This is a genomic window from Paraclostridium bifermentans (genome assembly GCF_019916025.1).
In the GTDB taxonomy this organism is placed as follows: domain Bacteria; phylum Bacillota; class Clostridia; order Peptostreptococcales; family Peptostreptococcaceae; genus Paraclostridium; species Paraclostridium bifermentans.
Genome location: NZ_CP079737.1, coordinates 2,371,692 through 2,396,640, shown reverse-complemented (window position 1 = coordinate 2,396,640; position 24,949 = coordinate 2,371,692). Strand labels below are relative to the sequence as shown.

31 protein-coding genes are annotated in these 24,949 nt (G+C 27.2%); 19 read left to right on the top strand and 12 right to left on the bottom strand.

Annotated features, from left to right (window positions below; genetic code table 11):
* The 4 genes from KXZ80_RS11530 (at position 1) to KXZ80_RS11515 (ending at position 3,354) form a co-directional block, all read left to right on the top strand.
* Positions 1-1,032 (top strand): M42 family metallopeptidase, encoded by a 1,032-nt coding sequence (locus tag KXZ80_RS11530; RefSeq protein ID WP_021433613.1) that lies wholly within the window; start codon positions 1-3, stop codon positions 1,030-1,032.
* 289 nt (positions 1,033-1,321) lie between these two features.
* The gene (locus tag KXZ80_RS11525; RefSeq protein WP_021429543.1) at positions 1,322-1,633 is read left to right on the top strand and encodes a PadR family transcriptional regulator; all 312 of its coding nucleotides are present in this window, start codon (positions 1,322-1,324) and stop codon (positions 1,631-1,633) included.
* Between the two features lie 13 nt (positions 1,634-1,646).
* Entirely contained in the window at positions 1,647-2,363 is a 717-nt protein-coding gene (locus KXZ80_RS11520; RefSeq protein WP_021433612.1) for a DUF1700 domain-containing protein, read from the top strand.
* On the top strand, positions 2,356-3,354 hold the full coding sequence (locus KXZ80_RS11515; protein ID WP_021433611.1) for a DUF4097 family beta strand repeat-containing protein: 999 nt from the start codon (positions 2,356-2,358) through the stop codon (positions 3,352-3,354). The genes KXZ80_RS11520 and KXZ80_RS11515 overlap by 8 nt, the downstream gene beginning before the upstream one ends.
* Before the next feature lie 31 nt (positions 3,355-3,385).
* Here KXZ80_RS11515 and KXZ80_RS11510 read toward each other — a convergent pair whose 3' ends face one another.
* Both KXZ80_RS11510 and KXZ80_RS11505 read right to left on the bottom strand, forming a co-directional pair.
* A complete protein-coding gene (locus KXZ80_RS11510) occupies positions 3,386-3,574 on the bottom strand; it encodes a hypothetical protein (protein ID WP_021429692.1) in 189 nt (62 codons plus the stop codon).
* A gap of 104 nt (positions 3,575-3,678) precedes the next feature.
* Positions 3,679-3,894, bottom strand: a complete 216-nt coding sequence (locus KXZ80_RS11505; protein ID WP_021433610.1) for a hypothetical protein — start codon at positions 3,892-3,894, stop codon at positions 3,679-3,681.
* Positions 3,895-4,125: 231 nt separating this feature from the next.
* Here KXZ80_RS11505 and KXZ80_RS11500 point away from each other — a divergent pair, with 231 nt between their 5' ends.
* Both KXZ80_RS11500 and KXZ80_RS11495 read left to right on the top strand, forming a co-directional pair.
* The gene (locus KXZ80_RS11500) at positions 4,126-5,343 is read left to right on the top strand and encodes a hypothetical protein (protein WP_021433609.1); all 1,218 of its coding nucleotides are present in this window, start codon (positions 4,126-4,128) and stop codon (positions 5,341-5,343) included.
* Positions 5,344-5,455: 112 nt separating this feature from the next.
* Positions 5,456-6,154 (top strand): M15 family metallopeptidase, encoded by a 699-nt coding sequence (locus KXZ80_RS11495; RefSeq protein ID WP_021433608.1) that lies wholly within the window; start codon positions 5,456-5,458, stop codon positions 6,152-6,154.
* Between the two features lie 28 nt (positions 6,155-6,182).
* On the opposite strand, the gene KXZ80_RS11490 is transcribed toward KXZ80_RS11495, so the two are convergent.
* On the bottom strand, positions 6,183-6,503 hold the full coding sequence (locus KXZ80_RS11490; RefSeq protein WP_021433607.1) for a YlbF family regulator: 321 nt from the start codon (positions 6,501-6,503) through the stop codon (positions 6,183-6,185).
* A gap of 187 nt (positions 6,504-6,690) precedes the next feature.
* Entirely contained in the window at positions 6,691-7,305 is a 615-nt protein-coding gene (locus tag KXZ80_RS11485; protein WP_038285323.1) for a GNAT family protein, read from the bottom strand.
* Positions 7,306-7,469: 164 nt separating this feature from the next.
* Between KXZ80_RS11485 and KXZ80_RS11480 the strand changes: the two genes are divergently transcribed.
* Positions 7,470-8,615 (top strand): amidase domain-containing protein, encoded by a 1,146-nt coding sequence (locus tag KXZ80_RS11480; protein ID WP_038285747.1) that lies wholly within the window; start codon positions 7,470-7,472, stop codon positions 8,613-8,615.
* Between the two features lie 187 nt (positions 8,616-8,802).
* The gene (locus KXZ80_RS11475) at positions 8,803-9,207 is read left to right on the top strand and encodes a CBS domain-containing protein (RefSeq protein WP_021429554.1); all 405 of its coding nucleotides are present in this window, start codon (positions 8,803-8,805) and stop codon (positions 9,205-9,207) included.
* A 40-nt stretch (positions 9,208-9,247) separates the two neighbouring features.
* Here KXZ80_RS11475 and KXZ80_RS11470 read toward each other — a convergent pair whose 3' ends face one another.
* Together KXZ80_RS11470 and KXZ80_RS11465 are read right to left on the bottom strand one after the other, a co-directional pair.
* Positions 9,248-10,003 carry a peptidylprolyl isomerase gene (locus KXZ80_RS11470; RefSeq protein WP_021433604.1) on the bottom strand — a complete coding sequence of 252 codons (756 nt, stop codon included), beginning with the start codon at positions 10,001-10,003 and terminating at the stop codon, positions 9,248-9,250.
* 103 nt (positions 10,004-10,106) lie between these two features.
* Positions 10,107-10,553, bottom strand: coding sequence for a hypothetical protein (locus tag KXZ80_RS11465; RefSeq protein WP_021433603.1), 447 nt, complete (start codon positions 10,551-10,553; stop codon positions 10,107-10,109).
* A gap of 201 nt (positions 10,554-10,754) precedes the next feature.
* On the opposite strand from KXZ80_RS11465, the gene KXZ80_RS11460 reads away from it, so the two are divergent.
* The gene (locus KXZ80_RS11460; protein ID WP_021429622.1) at positions 10,755-11,012 is read left to right on the top strand and encodes a TIGR03905 family TSCPD domain-containing protein; all 258 of its coding nucleotides are present in this window, start codon (positions 10,755-10,757) and stop codon (positions 11,010-11,012) included.
* Between the two features lie 49 nt (positions 11,013-11,061).
* On the opposite strand, the gene KXZ80_RS11455 is transcribed toward KXZ80_RS11460, so the two are convergent.
* A complete protein-coding gene (locus tag KXZ80_RS11455; RefSeq protein ID WP_021433602.1) occupies positions 11,062-11,514 on the bottom strand; it encodes a hypothetical protein in 453 nt (150 codons plus the stop codon).
* Between the two features lie 343 nt (positions 11,515-11,857).
* On the opposite strand from KXZ80_RS11455, the gene KXZ80_RS11450 reads away from it, so the two are divergent.
* From KXZ80_RS11450 to KXZ80_RS11430, 5 genes are all read left to right on the top strand, one after another.
* A complete protein-coding gene (locus KXZ80_RS11450; protein WP_021433601.1) occupies positions 11,858-12,046 on the top strand; it encodes a DUF1858 domain-containing protein in 189 nt (62 codons plus the stop codon).
* A gap of 139 nt (positions 12,047-12,185) precedes the next feature.
* The gene (locus KXZ80_RS11445; RefSeq protein ID WP_021433600.1) at positions 12,186-13,457 is read left to right on the top strand and encodes a SulP family inorganic anion transporter; all 1,272 of its coding nucleotides are present in this window, start codon (positions 12,186-12,188) and stop codon (positions 13,455-13,457) included.
* Between the two features lie 185 nt (positions 13,458-13,642).
* Positions 13,643-14,095 carry a hypothetical protein gene (locus KXZ80_RS11440; protein WP_021433599.1) on the top strand — a complete coding sequence of 151 codons (453 nt, stop codon included), beginning with the start codon at positions 13,643-13,645 and terminating at the stop codon, positions 14,093-14,095.
* 107 nt (positions 14,096-14,202) lie between these two features.
* Positions 14,203-15,741, top strand: a complete 1,539-nt coding sequence (glpK, locus tag KXZ80_RS11435; protein WP_021433598.1) for a glycerol kinase GlpK — start codon at positions 14,203-14,205, stop codon at positions 15,739-15,741.
* 75 nt (positions 15,742-15,816) lie between these two features.
* Positions 15,817-16,383, top strand: coding sequence for a hypothetical protein (locus tag KXZ80_RS11430; RefSeq protein WP_021433597.1), 567 nt, complete (start codon positions 15,817-15,819; stop codon positions 16,381-16,383).
* A 64-nt stretch (positions 16,384-16,447) separates the two neighbouring features.
* Here KXZ80_RS11430 and KXZ80_RS11425 read toward each other — a convergent pair whose 3' ends face one another.
* Both KXZ80_RS11425 and yaaA read right to left on the bottom strand, forming a co-directional pair.
* Positions 16,448-17,215: a hypothetical protein gene (locus tag KXZ80_RS11425; RefSeq protein WP_021433596.1), complete on the bottom strand. Its 768-nt coding sequence runs from the start codon at positions 17,213-17,215 to the stop codon at positions 16,448-16,450.
* A 78-nt stretch (positions 17,216-17,293) separates the two neighbouring features.
* Positions 17,294-18,061 carry a peroxide stress protein YaaA gene (yaaA, locus tag KXZ80_RS11420; protein WP_021433595.1) on the bottom strand — a complete coding sequence of 256 codons (768 nt, stop codon included), beginning with the start codon at positions 18,059-18,061 and terminating at the stop codon, positions 17,294-17,296.
* 91 nt (positions 18,062-18,152) lie between these two features.
* On the opposite strand from yaaA, the gene KXZ80_RS11415 reads away from it, so the two are divergent.
* Positions 18,153-18,914, top strand: coding sequence for a DUF975 family protein (locus KXZ80_RS11415; RefSeq protein ID WP_021433594.1), 762 nt, complete (start codon positions 18,153-18,155; stop codon positions 18,912-18,914).
* A gap of 38 nt (positions 18,915-18,952) precedes the next feature.
* Here KXZ80_RS11415 and KXZ80_RS11410 read toward each other — a convergent pair whose 3' ends face one another.
* Together KXZ80_RS11410 and KXZ80_RS11405 are read right to left on the bottom strand one after the other, a co-directional pair.
* The gene (locus tag KXZ80_RS11410) at positions 18,953-20,572 is read right to left on the bottom strand and encodes a carbon starvation CstA family protein (protein WP_021433593.1); all 1,620 of its coding nucleotides are present in this window, start codon (positions 20,570-20,572) and stop codon (positions 18,953-18,955) included.
* Positions 20,569-21,033: a hypothetical protein gene (locus tag KXZ80_RS11405; protein WP_021433592.1), complete on the bottom strand. Its 465-nt coding sequence runs from the start codon at positions 21,031-21,033 to the stop codon at positions 20,569-20,571. Before KXZ80_RS11405 ends, KXZ80_RS11410 begins: the two co-directional genes overlap by 4 nt.
* Positions 21,034-21,246: 213 nt before the next feature.
* Between KXZ80_RS11405 and KXZ80_RS11400 the strand changes: the two genes are divergently transcribed.
* Genes KXZ80_RS11400 through KXZ80_RS11385 form a run of 4 tightly spaced genes read left to right on the top strand, consistent with a single transcriptional unit; the run spans position 21,247 to position 24,375 of the window.
* Complete coding sequence (locus KXZ80_RS11400) at positions 21,247-21,603, top strand: GntR family transcriptional regulator (RefSeq protein ID WP_021433591.1); 357 nt, start codon at positions 21,247-21,249, stop codon at positions 21,601-21,603.
* A gap of 11 nt (positions 21,604-21,614) precedes the next feature.
* Entirely contained in the window at positions 21,615-22,307 is a 693-nt protein-coding gene (locus tag KXZ80_RS11395; protein ID WP_021429577.1) for an ABC transporter ATP-binding protein, read from the top strand.
* Positions 22,300-23,124 (top strand): hypothetical protein, encoded by an 825-nt coding sequence (locus tag KXZ80_RS11390; protein ID WP_021433590.1) that lies wholly within the window; start codon positions 22,300-22,302, stop codon positions 23,122-23,124. The genes KXZ80_RS11395 and KXZ80_RS11390 overlap by 8 nt, the downstream gene beginning before the upstream one ends.
* Before the next feature lie 12 nt (positions 23,125-23,136).
* On the top strand, positions 23,137-24,375 hold the full coding sequence (locus KXZ80_RS11385) for a hypothetical protein (RefSeq protein WP_021433589.1): 1,239 nt from the start codon (positions 23,137-23,139) through the stop codon (positions 24,373-24,375).
* Between the two features lie 53 nt (positions 24,376-24,428).
* Here KXZ80_RS11385 and KXZ80_RS11380 read toward each other — a convergent pair whose 3' ends face one another.
* Entirely contained in the window at positions 24,429-24,773 is a 345-nt protein-coding gene (locus tag KXZ80_RS11380; RefSeq protein ID WP_021433588.1) for a RidA family protein, read from the bottom strand.
* Positions 24,774-24,949 lie beyond the last annotated feature (176 nt).

The window sequence follows — 24,949 nt, the reverse complement described above, 5'->3', positions numbered from 1 at the left end:
ATGGAATATAAATCTGAGTTAGTAAAAAAATATTTAACGGAAGTGTTAAATATACCAAGTCCATCTGGTTATACTCAAAATATAATGGAGTATATAACAGGAGTTTTAAAAACTTTAAATGTTGATTATAAAGTAACAAATAAGGGTGCTGTAGTTGCTACAATAAAAGGCGATGACGATGAATATCAAAAGACTTTATCTTGCCATGTAGATACATTAGGGGCAATGGTAAAAGAAGTTAAAGCAAATGGAAGATTGGCGTTAACTCAAGTTGGTGGATATATGATGACTTCAGTTGAGGGTGAATGTTGTAAAATACATACAAGAGGTGGAACGGTTTATGAAGGTACTATTCAAACTATAAAACCATCTGTGCATATACACTCTGACTGTAGAGAACTTCCAAGAGTTCCTGCTAACTATGAAGTTGTTATAGATGAGCAAGTTTGTTCTAAAGAAGATACTCAAGAGCTAGGAATAGAAGTAGGAGATTTTATATCTTTTGATCCTAGAGTTAAAATAACTGATTCTGGATTTGTAAAATCTAGACATCTAGACGATAAAGCTTCAGTTGCAGCAGCTTTATATGTTATAGAGTATCTAAAGCTTGTTGGAATAAAACCAAAACATACTGTAAACTTTTTCTTCAGTAATTATGAAGAGGTTGGACATGGATCATCAGCAGCTGTACCAGAAAAAACTAAAGAATTTATAGCTATAGATATGGGATGCCCAGGAGAAGGCCAAAACTCAACTGAGTACGATGTATGTATATGTGCAAAAGATTCAGGTGGACCATATGATTATGAATTAACAAACAGACTTATCCAAATTGCTAAAGATAATAATATAGGATATAAAGTTGATACTTATCCTAATTACGGATCAGATGCAGGAGCTATGTTAAAAGCTGGATATGATGTTAAAACAGCTTTAATAGGTGCTGGAATATTTGCATCTCATGGATATGAAAGAACTAACTTAGAGTCTATTATAGAAACTATAAAATTAGTAACAGAATACGTTAAATAATAAAAGCTAAAAAGTCGTACTTTTCACAAGCTTTAATTAGTGCACTATCTAAATTTCCTCCATACAGGCTTAAAAATATGCCTGTAAATGTCGGTTAAATTTAGATAGTGCACTTAAACTTTGTGATAAAGTACGACTTTTTTAGTTAGAGAGATCGAGGGGAGGTGAATAAAAAATTTAACAAGGTATTGTGTAGCGCACAGTAGTGTGCTATCATATGGTTATGACGATGATTAAACAAGGTACTATATAAAGCATAGTAGTTATTTTTATAGAAAGGATGGAGTAAATGAATACACAATTCAAAAAAGGTGTTTTAGAGATATGTGTTCTAGCTCTTATATCTAAAAAAGATATGTATGGATATGAAATAGTTCAAAACATTTCTAAGGTTATAGAAGTGAATGAAGGAACTATATATCCTTTACTTAGACGTTTGACTAAAGAAGGGTATTTTGAGACATATATATTAGAATCAAATGAAGGGCCAGCTAGAAAGTATTATAAGATAACGGGGTTAGGTAAAGAAAATTTAATAAGTCTTATAAAAGAATGGAAAAACTTTACCAACGCAGTAGATTATCTTATTAATTTAGATTAAGGAGGTATTAAGGTTGAATAAAAGAGAATTTTTAGAAATATTAAAAGACTATTTATCTAATCACTTTTCTGATGATGAGGTCAATGATATATTAAGAGATTATGAAGAATACTTTATAGATGGAGAAATAGAAGGAAAAAGTGACTTACAAATTATAGAATCCTTAGGATCACCTAAATCTATAGTTAGAGATTTAGTAGGAGAGATGAAAGAAAGCAAAATTAATAATAGTAACAAAAAATTTGATAAATTTTATGACGGTGTAAACAAAGTCAAAATAAGATTAAAAGACAGTTACTATAAAACTAAAGATGTTATAAATAATAAGTTAACTCCAAATTTAAAAAATGATGATGAGGGATTATCAACTAAACTTATAAAAGTACTACTAGCTTGTTTGAGTTTTGGATTAATGTGTATTTGGGTTTTATTTATATTAATGATGGCAAGTGCAGGATTAACTATTGGGGCATTAAACATAGCATTTATTGCGTTATTAGGAACTTCAGGACCATTGCTTGGACTGGACAGCTCTGTAGCTGCACTTATAGTATTTTCTAGTATAGGAATTATAGGGCTTGATATATTAGTAATACAGGTTTATTTATATATTATGAAGTTAGGAAAAAAAATATATAAGCAATATATAAACTGGTTAAGAAATAAGAAAAAATATATACATGCAAAAGAAAACAAAATAAATTATAAAGGAGATGATATAGATGAATAAAAAAATAACTATATTTGCAGTTATATTGATTGCTATAGGAATTATAGGTACTATATCATCATCGATAGCTGCAGTACCATTTGCAACTAACTATATAAATGAATGTGCAAAAAAAGCAAGTGAAAAAGTTACAATATATGAAAAGAAAGTTGACATAAAACAATTAGACATAGACACTAAGAACATAAATGTAGAAGTTAAAAAAAGTAACTCTGACAAACTTAAAATTGTTCAAGTAGGTATTTTAAATAATAATACACTAACTATAGATAACAAAGAAAACAGATTTGATATAAAACAGAATGAAGAAAATAGACATATAGATTTGGAAGTTCAGGGATTTGGTGATGCTGTAATAAATATGATGAACCTAGGTTCAAATAAAATAATTGTGTATGTTCCAAATAATGTAGATATACAAGCGAAAACTAGATATGGAGATCTAATTATAACGGATAAGGATGTATTAAATGAAAGAGTAACTTTTTCAACTGAATACAGTCAAATAACATTACCAAAAGAAGTTAAAAGTTTAGAGAACTTAACTATAAGTTCAAATGGAGATATAAATCTAAAAGCTAGTGAAATATTAGGAATAAAGAATATAAATATAAGTACTACTGCAGGAGTATATTTACAATCTATGCCTGATGATGTATTTATTGAAAATATAGAAAACTTTATACCAGAAACATTTAATATAATAGCAACAAAATATTCACCTAGTATAAACATAGAATCTACAGTTCCTATTGCAAAAAAATTAAATATAGACAATAAAAATGGGATGACGTATTTAGATTTACCTACGGATAAATATAATATAGAATTTAATTTAGATGCCTCTGAGAATATATCATTTGAAGATGAACAAGATAATAATCAGGAACCTATGAAAAAATTTAATGGAACTATAAAACAAAATGAAGAAAATCAAAATAAATATAATGTAGATATAAAATCACAAATAATAAATATTAGAAATATTTAAAATAAAAGGAGCTTTAAAAGCTCCTTTTTTATTAGTTATAAGAGTTAAAGTCAGATTTACTTGATAAGTAAGTAGCCATAGCTAACATTCCAACTCCTAATGTGAATTTTGCTTGTTGCTTAACTGCATATTTAGCAACAGGTACAGTTACTTTTCTTGTTTTTGGACTAACTAAGCTAAGTCCTGTTAAAACTGTAGCAGAAACTGCTGTAGCTGTCATTACAGGATGTTCTTTAGCATAATCCTTTATATAGTCAACTGTAGTTTTTGATTCATCAAAACACTCAAAATTTGTACCACAGCAACATTCATCATAAGGATAGTCTACTTTAGACTCATAGTTGTCTTTTTTTTTACTACATTTTCCATATCTTCAGCCATGTCATTTGTTTTATCAACCACATCATGTGCAACACCATTAGCTTTTGACAAAAGTTCATTAGCTTTTTGTTCAGCCTTTTCTATATACTCTTGTCCTTTTTTAGTATAATCATCAATTTGATTATTAATGTTTTCATTATTTATTTTGTTATTATTCAAATTAATCACTCCAATCAACTATAATTTAGTGTTTTGATATAAATTTTAATTCATATATATCTTATGTAATAAAAGAAAATTTATAGTAAGAAAAAAATAAATTTAAAGGTAATTTTTGTATATATTTTAGACATTATTAGTAACCACACAAAGATACTTTCATATAATTAGTATTAAGCATATTAATTTGCTTAGTTAAAATAAAATACAACAAAGGGGTTTTGACTAGCTATGAGTACAATGAGAAAAAAGAAAAAATGCTATAATAGCTGTTCTGCAAATATAGGTTGCAATCCAAAAAAAGAAAAAGAAAGCTACTGTGAACCATGTAAAAAACCAGTTTATAAAAAATGTGAACCGGTAAAAAAATTAGAACCAACTTGCTGTCCTCCAGGGCCATGTGATGACTGTGAAATAAAATTTGATGATACCTGTGTTAAGTTAGCACAAGAAGCTGAGAGATTATTTAAAAAAGCTTTAGATTGTGAATGCTTGGCTGTAGAGTCATATGAAGAAGCTAAAGAATTTGATAAAAAAGCTAAAGCGTTAGAAGCTAAAGCTAAAAAATTAGCTAAAGAGTCTATGGACAATGAAACAGAAGCTGAGAAACTTAGAAAACAAGCAAATCAACTTTTATGTAAATCGGAAGACCTTTGTGCAAGAGCGAAATGTTTATACAAAGAAGCAGAGCAAGCAGGAGATGAAGCAGAACAATACTGTGAAAAAGCGAAATGCTTATATGAAAAATCTCAAAATGTAAATGAACAAGCAAAATGTCTATATTCTCAAGCTATGAAGTGTGATGAAAAGGCTATGAAGTGCTACAAAGTTGCTGGAGAAAAGATAAAAGAATACGAAGGTAAATCTAAAAAATGTGAAGATATGATGAAAAAATGCCAAGAAAAAATTGCAGGATGTTATGAAATGGAAGACTGTAAGCCGAAAAAATCTTGCTACGTGGATTTAGGAATAGAAGAACCATGTAAAGAAAAGAAATCATGTAAGCCATGCAAAACAATTCATACATGCAAAGAAGAAAAATCATGTAAACCAATTAACACATGTAAAGAAGAAAAACCAAGTTGTACATGCGAACCTAAATATGTAAGTCCAACTTATTGTAAACCTAAAAAAGAAGTGAAACAATCATGTGGATGTGAATTTAACTTCTGCAATGGACACAACAATAATCAAAATGATGACGAATATTGTAATTTAGACGATATAATGTTAATCAAAGAAGAGGAAACTGGATTATATATAAATCCTATATATAATATGGAACCAATGCAATATATGGGTGAGTTTGCAAATAAATATCCATCAATGGATGAGCCATATATGTATATGGAAAATATGGGAATGGAAGAAATGCAAGATATGTGGATGAACTATTATATGTATATGCAAAATATGATGAACAATATGATGTATAATTTAGAGGATTAATTAAATAAAAAAATCAAAGCTCATAGTTATTAGCTATGAGCTTTGATTTTTTTGGCGTAAAATAATAGTATATATGTATAGTTAATTTTAAGTAAAGAAAGGAAAAGTTATAATGTTTTTAAAAAAAATTTTATACGTAGCTACAATTAGTTGCGTGATTTTAGCATGTATTGGGTGTAATACATTTAATGAAAAGAAAGAATCTAATGAGGAAAAAGTAACTAAAAAAATAGAGAAAGAAGAATTTAAACCTTTATTTGAAGTTCAAAATATTCCAGATAATATATATGGAAAGATGATTGGGAACTCTATTCCTGATAAAGATTCTGTTGATAAAGATTCTTTGGATTATTTAAAAATAACATATTATGGATTTGATAATAAGCCACACATAGGAGATATGGTAGTTAGTAAAAAGGTATCGAAAGAAGTTATAGATATATTTAAAGAACTTTATGAAAATAAGTATCCTATAGAAAAAGTAAGTATAATTGATAATTATGGTGCAGATGATGAATTATCTATGTCCAATAATAATACATCTTCGTTTTGTTATAGGGTTGTAGACGGATCAAAAGTATTATCAAACCATTCAAAAGGATTAGCTATAGATATAAATCCTCTTATTAATCCTATGGTCAAAAATGGAGTTGTAAGCCCTAAGAAAGGTCAAGATTACATAGAAAGAAATGAAAATATTAAGGGAATGATAAAAAAGGGTGATGCATGCTATAATGCCTTTACTAAAAGAGGGTGGACATGGGGTGGAGAATGGTCTAATTTAAAAGACTATCAACACTTTGAAAAATAAAAGAGACGTAATCGTCTCTTTTATTTTTTTATTTAGTTAATTCAGATTCTATTTGTTTATATAAGTTTTCCATCATCGTATTAAAATTTCTATTTGCATTCATATAATTAGAAACTAGAGGATGATTAAAAAATTTATCATAATCTCTATTTAATTGACTTATTTTTTTTGATGCATCCTCTATCTTATATCTAGAATATATAAGGTTTTTCTTTTTTACATATTCATCAAATTGTTTTCTTAAAGTTGAATTTCTATCAAGATCTTTCTTTGCTTTATTCATAGTTTTAAACTCACTAGTATTTCTTATGCACAATGCTAAATCTTTTGCCTTATCATTAATATTCATAAAATACCCCCTTGAAAAGTATAAACTAACTTAATAATATATTATAAAAATAAATAATAAGTGTTACTTATCTTTTAAATTAAAGTGTAGCAAAATTAACAATTATGAATAATATATACTATGAAGTACAAAGACATATAAGAACCTTACAACGTGGAAAAAGAGACCTTTATTTCAAAGGTCTCTTTTATATTACATCAGTCATAATGTTGTTATCTATGAAATTTTCATTTTCATCACAAGGGAATAAATCTTTTAAGAATATGTTTCTTAAAATTCCATATTCATTTTCTTGTTGAGTTTTGAATTCAAATCCTTTATTTAAAATATTGTTTATGCTGTGAATATTATCTACAGCAGCTACTGTTAATATATATTTTTTACGTTGAGATTTAGCTATATCTATTCTTAAATCAAGTAATTTACTTTGAAGCGAATTTCCTCTGTACATAGGATGAACCATAACAAAACCTGATATATAAGTGCTTTTAAAGTCTTCAACAGAAACTCCTAAAGAAGATAAAAGTTCTAAATCCTTTATGCTAGGGACATCACAAAGAGCACAAGCAATAAGATCTAAACCTACATAACAACCAATTATAAAACCACCATTATCGACGGTTTTTTTTAATCCGGCATGATCTCTACTTTTTAACCAATTTTTATTATCCATAGAATTACTCACTTCTTCGTAGAGTTTTGAGACATCACCAAAATTTTCCTCACTTAAAAAACGAAAATTTGCATATATATTATTAGTAAGAACATTATTTACTTTAGACAGTTTCATTTTTGTTAGCAACTGAGCACCTCTTTCCTTTAATTTAATGTTAGACAATTATACCATAAATTTAATTATATTTGGCTAAAAAAATGTAAAAACTATATAAAATATTATGTTAGCTTTGAAATACTCTATATTCTTAAGATAAAGTCTATTATTTGATAGGAGGAACAAACTTGAACATAAAAAATACAAAAGGCAAAAAACTAAGGAGAATATTAGTATTAGCAGGAATTTGTATTATTACTACAATTATTTTAAACAATAAAAATGAACTAAAGTTGAATGCATTTATAAGAGGAAATGAAATTGTAAAAGCTAATAAAGATCCAGAAAAAGAACAATTTCAACTTTTACTTGAAAATTTGTTTGATCATAGAAATGAGGCTATATTGACTAAAAATGATGATGTTTTGAAAAAATTATATGATGTAAATCATAAATTTGGATTATGGGCATATGAACAAGAAGTGACTAAAATGAAATATTTAGAAAACTGGTCATATAAGCAAGGTGTTAAATTTAATGATATAAAAACTAGAGTTAAAATTAGTAAAGTAAAAGAAAAAGAGGAAAATTTATATGGAATTATATGTTCTGTATCTACTGAATACAATTATTCTTATGAGAATCAACCAGATATGAAAAATATGTTTAGGATAGGAACATATCATTATCTTAATATGAGAATTGTAGATAATGAATATATAATTACAAAAGAATGGTATACTGACCCATTTGCAGATTCTCTTCATCTAGATAACATAAAATCAGATGATATTAGAAATTATATATTGGCTCAAGAAAAGAAGGATGCAAACTTAACCACTGAACAGATTAAAGCAATTGACTATGCACATAAATATTGTGGAGCTGCCGCAGATGAAGAGCATGGAATGAAATTTAACTCAAAATATAAAGATTTCAATCCCGATGGAGGAGATTGTGCAAACTATGCATCTCAAATTATGTTTGAAAGTGGAAGATTCAAGAAAAATGGAACATGGAATTACGAAGGAACAGAAGGGACCAAAGCTTGGGTAAATGCCCAAGGATTTAAAAATTATTTGGTATATAGTGGAAGAGGATCATTAATAGGAAAAGGTTCGTACGAAGAAGTGTACAAGCTAGCATATAGCATGACTCCTGGCGATATAGTTGCTTATGAAAAAAATGGAAGAATAACACATGTATCCACTGTTACTGGAGTAGATTCTAAAGGATATCCACTTGTAACATGTCACAACACTGATAGATTATTAGTGCCTTGGGATTTAGGTTGGAGTGATAAAGCAATAAAGTTCCATTTAATAAAAGTTAATTATTAATAATAAAAAGCTATTTTTATTTAAATAAAAATAGCTTTTTTATTATTAAAACATTAAAAATCCGAGCAAGCAAAGCAAATTTTTTAATTAGAAATAAAATCTAATTTATTCAAATCTTATTAAATATATGATAAAATATGGATAGATGTATTTTTTAGTTTATACTACTTAATAGGAGGTGTAGTATTTGAATATACTATTTTTTATAACACCCAAAAGTGAAGTAGCATATATATATGATGACTATACAATGAGACAGGCATTAGAGAAGATGGAGTATCATAGATATTCTGCTATACCTATTATAAATCGTGAAGGTGCGTATGTAGGAACTATTACAGAGGGGGACTTACTATGGTATCTAAAGAATGATTTGAATTTAGAATTAAAAGCCATAGAAGATGTATATGTATGTGATGTAAAAAGAAGAATGGACAATAAACCTGTATCTATAAATGCAAATATAGAAGATTTGATATCTAAATCTATGAACCAAAACTTTGTGCCAGTTATAGATGACCAAAATATTTTTATTGGGATAATTAAAAGAAGAGATATAATTGAATATTGCTATAAAAAGATAAAATCATAAAAAAGATAACTAATGTTTAGCCATTAGTTATCTTTTTTTATTAGTCGTTTAATTTTACTAAATTATTATACTTAGTTTTTAAGTCATTTATTTTTGAAGAGTAAACTTCATTTTGTTTTTGGTACATTAAGCTTTTAGCTATTTCTTCCTTAACTTCATCAAGTTCAGATTGACCACCTTCGTGTCTATCTTCTACTTTTATTAAGTGATATCCGAATTGAGTTTTAACTGGACCTTGTACGTCGCCTCTATTCATATTAAATACAGCTTCTTCGAACTCAGGAACCATTTGTCCTCTAGGGAAAGTACCTAAATCTCCATCAGCATCTTTAGATGGGCAAGAAGAATGCTCTCTAGCTGCTTCTTCGAATGATATTTCATTACTATTTATTTTGTTTAATAAGTCATTAGCTAATTCTTCAGTATCAACTAATATGTGTTTAGCAGATGCTGTTTCAGGCTTAACAAATTTAGTTTTGTTAGCTTCATAGAAGTTAGCTATTTCTTCATCAGTTAATTTAACAGATGCTAAAACTTTATTTATAGAATATTGTTTTAACATATTTTCTTCTATTCTTTTCATTTCAGCTTTGAAATTTTCGTCATTATGTAAATTTTCGTCTTTAGCTTCAAGGTAGAATAACTCTTGATTTACTAAATCTTCTAGTAATCTTTTTTTACCTTCTTCTGTATTAAATTGCATAGCTTGGTATGGGTCTAAGCTTTTTAAAGCATTCTCGATATCAATATTAGTTATTTCTTTTTCACCGATAGTGGCTAAAACTGTTCTTTCCATTATAATAACTCCTTTTTATTTGATTATTAATAGTATTTTACTACTAAGATAAATAATATCAAAAAATACTAAATATGTCTAATATTTCAAAAAACTAATAATTTTAGTATCTAAGAAACATAAATAGCATTAAAGCAGATGCTAGTATACCAACAACGCCTTCTTCAAGTTTGTATTTATAAACTTTTAATATAGAAATATACATATATGTAAATAATAATGATAGCTTAATTAAAAACCACATAATACTAATAGGGAATATATAGTAACTTAATGTGGAGAAAATAAATGATAAAAGCGTTGAAATTTTATAAAAAATTTCTATCTTTTTTTCAAAATTATTTGAAGCTTTCATATAAATTACATAACTAATAATATATATTATACAAACTGAACTATATGCAATAAAAAAGTATATTGCTATTTTATTAAATTTATAATCTGTAAGGATTATTCCTATAAACCAAAACATAACCCAAAACATAAGAAATAAAAATTTAAATAAATTATTAAATAAGTTTAGTTTGTTTTCTTTTAACACATCACTCATAAGTATCACATCCTAAAAGATAATCTAATAGATTATATACACAATCTATCTAATATATTCAGAGCAAATATAGCTATTATTATAATTATAACTACTAATTGATATATATAAAATATAAATTATAAAAAAATATTTAAAATCCTCATAAATTATAATGTTTATAAATAAATATGTATAAAATATTAAAATAAGGTGATGTGTATGTATAGATATTATACTAGTGGTGTTTGTTCAAAATCAATTTTATTAGACATAGAAGGAGACATGTTAAAAGATGTAATATTTGAAGGGGGTTGTGCAGGGAATTTAATAGGAATTAAAAATTTGATTGAAGGAAAGAATATTGATGAAATTATAGAAGCATTTGAAAAAATTCCATGCAAAAATAGAGAATCATCTTGCCCAGATCAACTTGCGAATGCGCTTAAAATATATAAAAAGTATGTATTAAAAGAGTAATATAAAAAAGCTTCTACATTAATTTAGTAGAAGCTTTTCCTTTGAAAAATTATTTAGTTACAACGATTGCAATTTTTTCATCTTTATTATAACTTATTTGAACTAATTGGTTCTTTTTAACTTTTTCTAACTCTTCGCCACCATATTTTATTTGTAGCTTATCAACTCTTTTACCTTGTTTTATTATAGCTACATACTCTTTTTTACCCTTTTTCTCAAGGCTTATTAAATTTCCAACAAAAGGTTTGAAGTTTTGATATTTGTCACCTTGTTTTTTGATGTAAAAATAAGTACCAACAGCGATAACAAGTACGATTCCGAATAATACCCAACCATTAACTTTAAAGTATATACCTGTCATCCAAACAACTAACATTATGATCATAGGAATAATACTCTTTTTAAGTAATAATTTCCCCATTATTTCATTAGCTTTTTTTTCAGGGCCAGACATTGTTTTAGATCTAGCGTATGATGATGCGAATTTGTCTTTTAAGCTCATATTAATCCTCCTAGATTATTTCAAATTTAAATTATGATAACAAGTTATGCTTGAAATTTAAAATATATTTATAGTATGTACAAGTTTCACAATTAAATTTATATTCAAGCAAGCATAAATATATAACATATTTTATCATAAAAACATTAAAAAGAAAATAAATGGGAATGTAAAATTTTAATGTAAAATAAAATTTTACCATAATAAAGATTTTCATGCTTTTAATTATTAACAAAAAAATTAAAAATGTAACGTATGTTACGGAAAAAAGTTTAAAAATATTATAATATTAAGATGTAATAAAATTAGAAAAATACGAACTATTATTAAAGGAGAATTTAAAATGAAAATAGATAAAAATACCTTAATAGGAGATTTAATTAATAAAAAACCAAATTCAGTAAATGTTTTAATGTCTTATGAAATGGGATGTTTAGGATGTCCTTCAGCACAAATGGAAACTTTAGAACAAGCTGCATATATACATGATATAGATTTAGAAGAATTACTTCAAAAACTGAACGAAATTTAAGGAATATGAAAGATACTTCGATTGCGGAGTATCTTTTTTGTTTTTAACACAAATTTTAAAAATTATGTATGGACTTTATCAAAAAATAGGATTAATATATTAAATGTTGCAATATTTAGTTTTGGAAGGAAGTGTTTTCGTGTCACCAAAGTTATTTAAAATGATGAAAGATAATGAGCTTACTAAAGATCAAGTTGGAAAAGATATAATAGCAGGTATAATAGTTGCTATAATAGCTTTACCACTTTCGATAGCATTAGCTATATCTTCAGGAGTATCACCAGAGAAAGGTCTTATAACTGCTATATTTGCAGGGTTTGTAATTTCTCTTCTAGGTGGTAGTAAGGTTCAAATAGGAGGACCTACAGGAGCATTTGTTGTAATTGTTTATGGAGTAGTTAAAACTTATGGAATAACTGGACTTATAACATCTACAATGATGGCAGGAATTATATTAGTAGTTATGGGACTACTTAGATTTGGATCTTTAATAAAATATGTACCACAAACAATTACAGTAGGATTTACGAGCGGAATAGCAGTAACATTACTTACAACTCAATTAAAAGATTTTTTTGGATTTAAAATAGAGGATGTGCCAGCAGAGTTTATAGGCAAAGTTGAAAGCTATATACAAAACATATCTACTTTTGATATAGCATCATTTCTAATAGGTCTATCTTGTGTTTTAATTTTAATTTACTGGCCTAAGGTAAATAAAAAGGTTCCAGCTTCAATAATAGCGCTAATAGTTTCTACATTAGCTGTAAATTTATTAAACTTACCAACAGACACAATAGGTACTAGATTTAGTGAAATATCATCTTCAATACCTAAGCCACAAATACCACATATGGATGTAAAAACAATTATAAACTTAATAAATCCAGCACTTACAATTGCACTATTAGGAGCTATAGAATCACTACTTTCTTGTGTAGTTTCAGATAATATGATAGATGATAAACATGATTCAAATATGGAACTTGTAGCACAAGGGTTAGGAAATATAGCATCTTCTTTATTTGGAGGAATTCCTGCAACTGGAGCTATAGCAAGAACTGCTGCAAACGTAAAAAATGGAGGTAGAAGCCCTATATCAGGAATGGTACATGCTATAACATTATTACTTATAATGGTTATTCTTATGCCTTTCGCAAAGCTAATACCAATGACGACTTTAGCAGCTATACTTATTATTGTTTCATATAATATGGGAGAATGGTCTCATTTTAAGGAACTATTATCTTCAAGTAAATCAGATGTTTTAGTACTGCTTATAACTTTTACATTTACAGTAGTATTTGACTTAGTATTTGCTATTGGAGTGGGTATGGCAGTTCATTATGTATTTAAATTTATAAAATCTAGACAAGAAAAAGACGAAGATGAAGAATTAGAAGCTGCATAATAAAACTTTAGTAAATAGTTATTTTCTTTGCATAATTGTCAAAAAAGGCAATATAAAATGCTACGTTAATAATTATTTATTAAAATAATTCTTTTAAAAGCATGAATTAATATATTAATTCATGCTTTTTTTGTATAAAATTGGGAACACTAAAGAGTAATAATATTGAGATTTTGGAGGATGTAATGAAAAAATTATTATTTTTATTGTGTTTAATGATGGTATTTATTGTTGGATGTTCTAAGGAAGTTGTTGAAAATAGAGTTGAAGTTGAAAAAACAATCCCATCTGGAGTGGAAGGGGATATAGGTAAGGGTAGTATAATAGTTACTACTCATGTTTCAAATTCAGAAGATGGCTCTATTCCTACTGTATATAGAGATGAAAAAAAAGGGTTGGGACAAGTTGGACTTAGCTCAAAAGACTTTGATGATTCTAGAGTAAGTTATATATATATAGATGGAAAGTTAAATACAGTTGAAAAGCTAGGGAAAGAAAGTTCTGTTACGTTAACTATATGTGATAATGATTTAAAAGAGGGTAAACACAAAATTGAAGTTGTTCAATTTGATAATGATAAAACAAATGGAACCCCTATAACTTACAAAAAATGTGAATATGAAATATATATCAGATAAGTTGTTTAAAAAATAACTTTATTTAAAATTATTGTAGTAGGCTTGTTTTATTGCTAATATTTACTTAAAGAACAATATGTTAACAAAGTAACTTAAGGAGAAGTATTATGGAAAAGAAATATATAATAGCATTAGACCAAGGAACTACTAGTTCAAGGGCAATATTATTTGATAAATATGGTAATATAGTTTCAACTGCACAAAAGGAGTTTACTCAAATATACCCAAAGGCCTCTTGGGTTGAACATAATCCTATGGAAATTTGGGGAAGTCAAAGTGGTGTACTAAGAGAAGTTCTAGAAACATCTTTTATAAGACCTGATGAAATTGCAGCAATAGGTATAACAAATCAAAGAGAAACTACAATTGTATGGGATAAAAATACGGGAAAACCTGTATATAATGCTATTGTATGGCAATGTAGAAGAACAGCAGACATATGCGATAAGTTAAAAGATAAAGGCTTAGAAGCTACTATAAAAGAAAAAACAGGACTTTTGGTAGATGCATATTTTTCAGCTACTAAAATAAATTGGATTTTAGAAAATGTAGAAGGTGCAAGAGATAAAGCTGAAAATGGAGAACTTTTATTTGGAACTGTAGATACATGGCTTATATGGAATTTAACGAGAGGAAAAGTTCATGTTACAGATTATTCAAATGCATCAAGAACAATGCTTTTCAATATAAAAGATTTGAAATGGGATGAAGAAATTCTAGGTGAATTAAACATACCAAAGAGTATGTTGCCTGAAGTTAGACCATCTAGTGAAATTTATGGATACACAGATTCGGAAATGTTAGCTGGTGCACAAATACCTATAGCAGGTTGTGCAGGAGATCAACAAGCTGCATTATTTGGGCAAACATGTTTTGAGCAAGGCAGTGTTAAAAATACTTACGGAACTGGGTGCTTTTTATTAATGAACACAGGTGATACGATAGTTGAATCAGAAAAAGGATTATTGACTACTATAGCGTGGGGAGTAGATGGAAAAGTTAACTATGCTTTAGAAGGAAGTATATTTGTTGGAGGAGCATCGATTCAATGGTTAAGAGATGAACTTAGGCTAATATATGATTCAGGACAATCGGAATACTATGCAAATCAAGTTCAAGATACTAATGGAGTTTATGTAGTTCCTGCATTTACAGGATTAGGAGCTCCTTATTGGGATATGTATGCTAGAGGAGCTATATTTGGATTGACAAGAGGAGCAAAAAGAGGGCACATAGTTAGAGCTACATTAGAATCTATAGCATATCAAACAAAAGATGTTTTAATGGCTATGCAAGAGGATTCTAAAATGCAGTTAAAATGTCTTAGAGTTGATGGAGGAGCAAGTGCAAATAACTTCTTAATGCAATTCCAATCAGATATATTAAATGTGAATATTGATAGACCTAAAATAATAGAAACTACAGCTTTAGGGGCTGCATATCTTGCAGGCCTTTCAGTAGGATTTTTCAAAAGTATAGAAGAAATAAAAGAAAAATGGGAAATAGACAAGGAATTTACACCTAGTATGGATGATAGAAAAAGAACTATTTTATATAAAGGATGGAAGAGAGCAGTTGATAGAACTCTCTTATGGGCTAAAGAAGATGAAGAATTGGCGAATGAATTAAGCAGTATAAACAACTAAAAATATATAAAATATTTCTATATTTGATTCATATAATTAAAATAGATGTTATATGTAAAATATGGAGGTATAAATATGAAAGAGTTAAAAAAAGTTTTTTGCTTAATATTTATATGTATGTTGGTTTTAAGCGGATGTAACAACAAGGTTGATGTTAAAAGGGATAATAAATCTGAGATACAAGCATCTAGTAATTTAAATACTGATAAGCAAAATGAGGAAAAAAACTCAACAATTTATGATGCTAAAATAATAAGTATGGATTCTAATACAAGTGAAAAGAAAATAATAAGTGATATCAAAATCGATGATAATTTATCTATGAATGATAAAGTAAATATAATTATCAAAGAAGTATCAAAATTACAATTTAAAAATGCTCCAATAGAGTTAATTAAAATAGAGAATAATATAGCTTACATAAATATTAAAGAAGATAAAGAAAACAAATTGTGGAGCAATACATTTTTTCAAGGAAGTACAGGAGCTAGCGTAACAACATACACAATTGTTGAAAGTTTACTTCAACGAGATTACAAAGGTAAATGGATTGATGGTATATACATTACTTATGAAGGAAAAACAGATGTAGAGTTTGATCATATAGATGTAGATTTCTTTGGTAGTGTAATAAAAAGATAATAAATCAATTAAAAAGGTAACTATAAAAATTTTATTTCTAAAATTATATAGTTACCCTTTTGTTTTACTTGTTTTTTGATAAACAATTTTCATTTAATAATTTAAATCCATAATCCTTTGTTAATACTTCAATTAATTCATCATAATTGTATTTAGGATAATTTATTATGCAATACTTAGTATCGTCTTCTAATTTATCGAATTCATTATAAACGTCAAATGTAGTAGACATTTTAGCCATATCATCTCTAAGTTTATCCATATCAACTAATATATGAGCAAATTCAAAATCAAGAGATTCATTAACGATCATATCAGCAATTGTGCTTAATAAGCTTTCTTTGTTTTTAAATTCTATTTCTATTGAATTATTTTTATATTTATCTAACTTAATGGATAACTCGTTCAAACAACTATCTAAATCATTATTCACAAAGTTTACAAATCCTTCTTGGCTAAATAATGATTGAATATCTGATATTAATAAATTGTTCATATGTTCTTCCCAAAGTAAAAGTCCAAATTTAGAATAACTAGAATCAGATACAGGTTCTCCTTTATAGTTTTCAAATCTTGGATGAAGTCTGTCATGATGTTTTGATATTGATACTCTAAATAAGTTCCCCTCATGGCCTGATGGTATACAGTTTATAATAAACTTATCTAAATCACTTCCAATAAAAACTTTTTCACTTAAAAGTAGTTTTTTTGTTTTATCTAAATTTTCTTTTGAAAAATCTATGTTTTCATTACTTGTAGCTATTCTAAAAATAATTTCTTTATATGTTTTATTTAATATATTATTTAACTCTTGTGTGTAGTTATACTTCATAGTCAGAAACCTCCAAATTTTAAGTCAAATGATATATACCCAAAATAATACTTTTTAATCTAAAAATAATAATTGTTACTATCTAGTAAATATTATTGAATTACTATCAGATAAATTTGCATTAAAAGTATATCCATCGTAATTAAAGTTTTTAATACCTTCTATAGAATCTATTTTGTTTTTAATTATGTAGCTAGTTAGGTGACCTCTAGCTTTTTTTGAGTAAATACCTATAACTTTATAAGTATTACTACTTTCTTTGAAGTCTTTAAACTCTACATTTACAACTTGAAAATCTTTAGATAATTTTTTAAGATTTATAGCTTTAGAATATTCATTTGATGATAAATTAAGCAAAGTTTTATTTTCTTGATTATTAAGTTCATTATAAATATAATCAGTTATTTTTTCTTTCCAAAATTTATACAAGTCATTTCCTTGTTCATTATTTAATTTAGCTTTCATTTCAAGTCTATAAGATTGTATCATATCTAAAGGTTTTAGTACACCATACAAACCGGATAAGATTCTTAAATGAGAATTTGCAAATTCAAAGTCTGACTCATCAAATTCATTTACTTTAATGCAATTAAACACTTGACCATCAAAAGCAAGTAAAGCTTGCAAGTATTTGCTAGATTCAGTACCTAATGTTTGATATCTATCAAAATTTAAATTAGTTAAGTCATTGCTTAGATTCATTAGAGCGCTTACTTCATCTTTAGTTAACTTTTTTAAAATAGATATAAGATACTTAACTTCAGACTCAAAAAAAGGAGTAGAAGACTTGAAATTAGTGTTTATATCAAAATTCATAGTTGTTGCGGGGGAAATTATTGTTATCATTAAAAATCACCTCGAAAAAATTTTTTATATAATATATATATCAATAAATTAATAATTTAATCAATAAATAAAAAGTTTTTAATATAATATAATGTATGTAGTTTTAAATGTCATACAAATTAAAAATAAGGGGGCGTTTAAAATCGATAGAGTTCAATTAAAAGAATTATCGAAAAGTCAACTAAAGGGAAATTGGAAGATACCTGTATTATTGACACTATCTTATAGTGTAGCATCTATAATAATAAGTATGTTGCAAGGACAATCAGAGTCTATGTTATTAGCTTTAGTAATGTTTGTAGTGTCATTTGGATTTGGAGTATTTATAAGTATAGGAATTCCTAACTTTTACTTAATGTTTATTGAAAAAATGGGGAATGGTTCTTTTTCAGATGTTGTAGTTTCTAAAAGTAAATTTATAAAGGCATTAATATATACAGTTATATTATCTGCAATTGTATTTGTAGCTACATTTATTATAATAGGTATAGCACTAGGTGGAACAGTTGTATTTACTTTTTCAGAATCAGGATTCGGAGCAGGATTTATATTTGGAATTTTGGTGATATTGGTACTGTTAATACTTTTAACTATACTTGAACTAGCTTTAATGCTAACTCCATATATAATAATAGAACATGAGCACTTAGGTACTATAGAAGCTATGGGATTAAGTATAAAAATGATGAAGGGTAATAAATGGAAATTTTTTGTTATAGAGTTAAGCTTTATAGGCTGGGCTATTTTATCTGCACTTACATTTGGAATAGGTTTTTTATGGCTAATTCCATATATAAGTTTGACTCAAGCAAACTTTTATAGAGATTTAAGTTTTAACTATTTAAATAAATAAAAAATAAGCTATCTTTTTTAAGATAGCTTATTTTTTATTTATTTATTTAAAGTTTTTTCTTTTTTTATAAACATAATAGCTTCTTTTATTAATATAATAGCTAAAACAAGTAAAAGAACTGCTATTATTACAAGTGTATAATTGACCCCTATATTAGCTTTTATATTAAAACATAATGATACTATAGTAACTATAAACATAAAAATTATAGGAATTATAAATTCTTTAAAGCTCTTATTTGAATTAGCAAGCCATATAGCTATAGCCATTAATGCTATTGCTGCTAAAAGTTGGTTTGCAGATCCGAATATAGGCCATATTTTTTCATATCCCATAACAGCTAAAAGACCAGAGCATACAACTGTTATAGTTGTAGAAACATACATATTGCTAAGTGGATTGGCTTTTGTAGCTTCTTTGTTGTTCAATCCATTTGTATCGAAAAACTCTTGGAATATAAATCTACCAAGTCTAGTAGCAGTATCTAAAGATGTAAGTGCAAATGCAGATATAGCAAGCGATGTAAATGTCTTGCCTATGCCAAATGGTACACCAAATGATGCCATAAAATTAGCAATTCCTTCAGAAAATACGTTGACAGGCCCACCGTTTCCTAATAAATTTCCGAATTGTTTGTTAGAAATATAAGCTACAGTTATAAGCGCAACAATTGCAAGAAGACCTTCTATAAGCATAGCTCCATAACCTATTTTTTTAGCATCGGATTCTTTATACAATTGTTTTGAAGATGTACCAGATCCAACAAGTGAATGAAATCCTGAAATAGCTCCGCAAGCAACGGTTACAAATAGTACAGGGAATAAGTATTGGCCTCCGACATTAAAGCCTATAAATCCATCCATTTGTATTTCTGGTCTTAATATAACAATACCTAAAAGGGCTCCAATTATCATTGCATATAATAGATAAGAGTTAAGATAATCTCTAGGTTGAAGTAATATCCAAACTGGAGTTACAGAAGCTATGAAAATATAGATCATAAGTAATATTATCCAAGTTTGTTTACTTAAAGCTATAGGGAATAAAAAACCTAAGTAAATACATTCAAATAACATTAAAACACCTACTACAGAAGCTGGAATTAAAGGCATTTTAAATCTATAAACTGCTATACCGAACAAAATTGCTAAAACTATAAAAAATATTGAAGCGCTAGCAGCTTGTGGGGTAGAAACAAAGTTATCAGCTACTATATTTGCAAAGGCTGCAACAACTAAAACTAGAGTTAACCAAGCAAATAATGCGAAAAGTTTTTTACCCCTTTTACCCATATTGGATTCTATTATTTCACCTATAGATTTACCCTCATGCCTAATAGATGCAAATAAAGAACCAAAGTCTTGAACACCACCAAAGAAAATACTACCTATTAATACCCAAAGGGCAACTGGTATCCACCCAAATATAGCTGCTTGGATAGGACCTACTATAGGGCCAGCACCAGCAATTGAAGCAAAGTGATGTCCGAGTAATACTGGCGATTTAGCGGGAACATAGTCAACACCATCATATTTAGTATGAGCGGGTGTTTTTCTTGTATCATCTACGCCCCATTTTTTAGCTAAATATCCACCGTAACATACATATCCTATAAAAAGAATAAGTGCACTTATTAAAAGTAGTGTTAATGAATTCATAATAAAACCTCCTTATAAAAATGAATAACATCTTTAGAATCGCAGTTATAAATAAATTCATTTGTGGATTTATCAAAAAGAATTATTCTGAGTGATGAATAGCCTTTAAGTCCTAACATATAGCTTTTTCTTTTTTTTATCTTGGGTATTTTAGATTTTAAAATTTTATCGATATGATTTGTAGATACAAAGAGAGTTATGGTTGTGGACATGTGATTTTCATCGACCTGTACAAGATTTTTCATAGCAAAATCAGTAAAAGATAACAAGTTTTTTTCTAAGTAATCAATTGACAGATTATCTAATTCTTTTGCAAATACATACTCTTTATTATCATAAGACCAAATTACTCTTTTTTTATTTAAAAAGTATTTTGAATTGGTAAGTATATACTCCCCCATAAAATCAAAATTATAGTCAGACACTTTATAGTTTTCGTATATATTAAATTGATTCTTCATAGAGGATTTAAGTTTATCTAAAATAAAATCACCTCCTTAATTCATTTATATAAATATGAGGGCTTTATTATGTATGGGTTAACAAATTAAATGTATTTATATATATAAATGACTTTATTACTTAAATTTACAGTTGAACTCTAAGTGTACTATATATATAATACACTTAGAGGTGTACTATTTGCATGGTACAGTGATACGGAGGTGAAAATTATGAGTTTTATTCCAAACGATAAAGAACCAGTATATATTCAAATTATACGATATATAAAGCAACAAATTGTAATAGGCGAATTAGGAATAGGAGATATCATACCGTCAAGGAGAGATATGGCAGTTATGATAAAAGTAAACCCAAATACTGTTCAAAAAGCATATAAAGAAATGGAAGAAATGGGGATAATAACGACTCATAGAAACTATCAAAGTAACATAACGGATGATAGTTCTATAATAACAAAAATAAAGGAAGATTTGATAAATGAATCCATGGATTCGTTTATAGCAAGCATGAAAGCTATAAATGTTAAAAAAGAAGAAGTTATAAACATAATAAATGATAGGTTTTAGGAGGGGTAAATTTGATAGAAATTAAAAATGCTAGTAAAAAGTACAAAAAAGTAAAAGCATTAGACAATATATCCTTTGAAATCCATGAGGGAAAGATAACTTGCATTTTAGGAATAAACGGTGTTGGAAAGTCGACTATTTTGAAATCTATATGCGGACTTGTAAAATTAGATAGAGGTGAAATATTAATAGATGGAGAAAAAATAGATTATAAAACATATGAAAAAGTAGCTTTTGTCCCAGATGTGGACAACTATTTTGCACAACTTACGATAAAAGAAAGTTTTGAATTTATGAAAGAATTTTATAAAAAATGGGATAGAGAAAAAGCATATGATATGCTGAAATTGTTCAATTTGACTGATGATAAAAAAATTTCAGAGCTTTCAAAGGGAAATATTGCTAGGGTTAAAATTATACTAGGCTTTGCTCAAAATGCTAAGTATACTATATTAGATGAACCATTTTCAGGAATAGACATATTTAAAAGAGAAGATTTTTTAGGTGTAATGACTAAGTATGTAGGTGATGAACAAAGTATAATAATAACCACTCATGAAATTGCTGAAATTGAAATGATAGCAGATGACGTAATTCTTATTGATGAGGGGAAACTTTCTCTAGTTTTCAATGCAGAAAAGACTCGTGAAGAAGAAGGAAAATCAATAATAGATAAAATGAGGGAGGTATATAAAGGTGAATAGGATACTCACTTTATATAATATAGAGTTTAAAAGAATATACAAACTGTACTTCTTGCTTATAGGAACGTTATTTATAGCTAATTTAGCTGGAGTTATGAAAACTTTATATGATTCTGTAAAAAGGATTAGTTTAGAAAATAATTTGCCTATGAATATAGATATATTGAAAACTAATTTAGGTTATAGTTTTATAAATGAATTTACAAAAAATGATATATACGTATACGGAAGTATGGCTTTAGGTGTAGCTATATTATTTTGCTTATTATATGCAACTATTATATGGTATAGAGACTATTATTCAAAAAGTAAAACCATATATACATTATTAAGCCTTCCACAACCAAGATTTAATATATATCTAGCTAAGCTAATTATGGTAATTGTTATGATATATGGAGCGATCGCATGTCAATTTTTATTTTGGTATATTGATTTAAATATTATAAAAATACTTGCTGGAATAAGTTCTCCAAATTTTGCGAACGTATACTCTAATATGATGCAGTCAGTTAATCAAATAAATGTAGTATCGGCATACTTATTAGATTTTTTAATGATAGATTTATTTGGGGTAATACTTGCTGTTGTAGTTATATTTACTGGAGTGTTAATAGAAAGATCATTTAAAAAAGTTGGAGTATTATTAGGGGTTGGATATATTTTAATTACTATAATAGGATATGTATTTATAATAGGATTAGATAGTGGGATCTTAGGAAACTTACTACTAAATCACATAATGTATTATATTGTATTGCTTATGGTATCAATATTGATTTCGTATAGATTAATAAATAAAAGGGTTTGTGTATAAAGGAGGATTTATATGAATAAAAAATTATCAATTACAATTTTAGGATTAGCAGTATTCTCTTTTATACTAGTTTTATTAGGGGTTGTTATAAATCAACCAAAGCATGAATTAGTAGATATAAAGGGAGAGAGGAATGAAATCGGAGATGTATTATTTATATCTCAAACTAAAAATGGATTGTATGGAAATGTTCAAACTATAACATCAAAAGATAAATTTACAGTGAAAAAGAATTCAAAGTCAATATACAACCTAAGCGAAAATATTAAGGTGAAAGATGAACATAAAGAAATGTTTAAAAATGTACATCAAGATAATCAGAGATATTGTAGTGAAGAAAATATAGGCTACATAGAGGATACAGGAATAAACTATACAGGTACAGGAGATGCTAACTTAAGTTTTAAAATAGTTAATAAAAACCTTAAGAGTGGTAATGTTGAAGAATATGATTTAAATTTACCAAAAAGTTTTGATGGAGAAAGTAATTTTTCTTATGGACTAACGGTTGGTATTAAAAATGAAGATATATATATATTATCTAGTGTATCTGAAGATGTTGAGTACTCTGCAAAAGGAAATATTACAGGTAGTGGTGATGTAGCGATTGATATTTATAAATTTAATTTAAATAAAAAAGAAATTGATAAAGTTGGAGAATTTGTTCAAAAGAAAAAAGATAGTGAAATAATAATAAGTAATAATCAAATATGTTTTGAATATGATGATAAATTGTATTCAACAATAGAAACTTATCCCAATGATAAAAAGAAAAATGGAGAAGTATATTTAATTTATTATGATATGGAAAAAAATAAATTTGAATATATGGAAGGACCTATAATTAATAATAAGGACATTGAATCAATCGATACAGATACAATTCAATATAGCATAGAAAATGGAAAGTTATATTTACTTAACAAAAATGATAGAGATGAGAGTTATACAAATATAATTCAATACACAATCGATTTGAAAAATAATAAAATAGATAAAAACAAAGAGTATAAAGTTGAAAAATTAAATGAAATGTCACATATAGAATCTTTTAGAGTTATAAATAAAAAGCTGTATCTTTGTATGGGAAGTTATAAGGCTATTAGAGGAGAGTACTCTGGTGATGATGATTTGAAAAATACTATAGTTGTAGTAGATGAAAAAAATGGGAATACCTTGTATATGGGAGAATATATAGAGAATAAACCCGAGGATAGTATAAACTTTATATTAAAAAATAGTGAAATTTAATTTTAAAGCTATAAAATACAAATAAATTTGTGTTTTATAGCTTTTACTCTTAATTATTTAACTGCTGCAGTAACAGACATCTCGACTAATAAAGCTTCTCTAGCTAATCTAGCTTCAACACAAGCTCTAGCAGGCTCAGAACCCTCGTTTACCCAAGCATCCCAAACAGAGTTCATATCAGCAAAGTCTTCCATATCTCTTAAATATATAGTTACAGATAATATATGATCTTTATCAGAATCATATTTATTTAGTAAATCTTCTACTTTTTGTAATACCATCTTAGTTTGTTCCTTAACATCACCTTCTCCATGTGTTTGACCACATAAATATATTGTGTTGTTATGTACAACTGCCCTACTCATTCTACCAGTGCCTTCATATCTTTTTATTTCCATTTTACAATTTCCTCCCATAACATTAAAAAATTAAGTTCAATATTTAATTATAGATGAATATAAAAACATTTTCAATTACATAATAATACAAAGTATAAAATAAAAACACATACATAAATATACAAAAACAAAAAAATATTCGAAAAAATGTGCATAAAAATTTAAAATATGATATG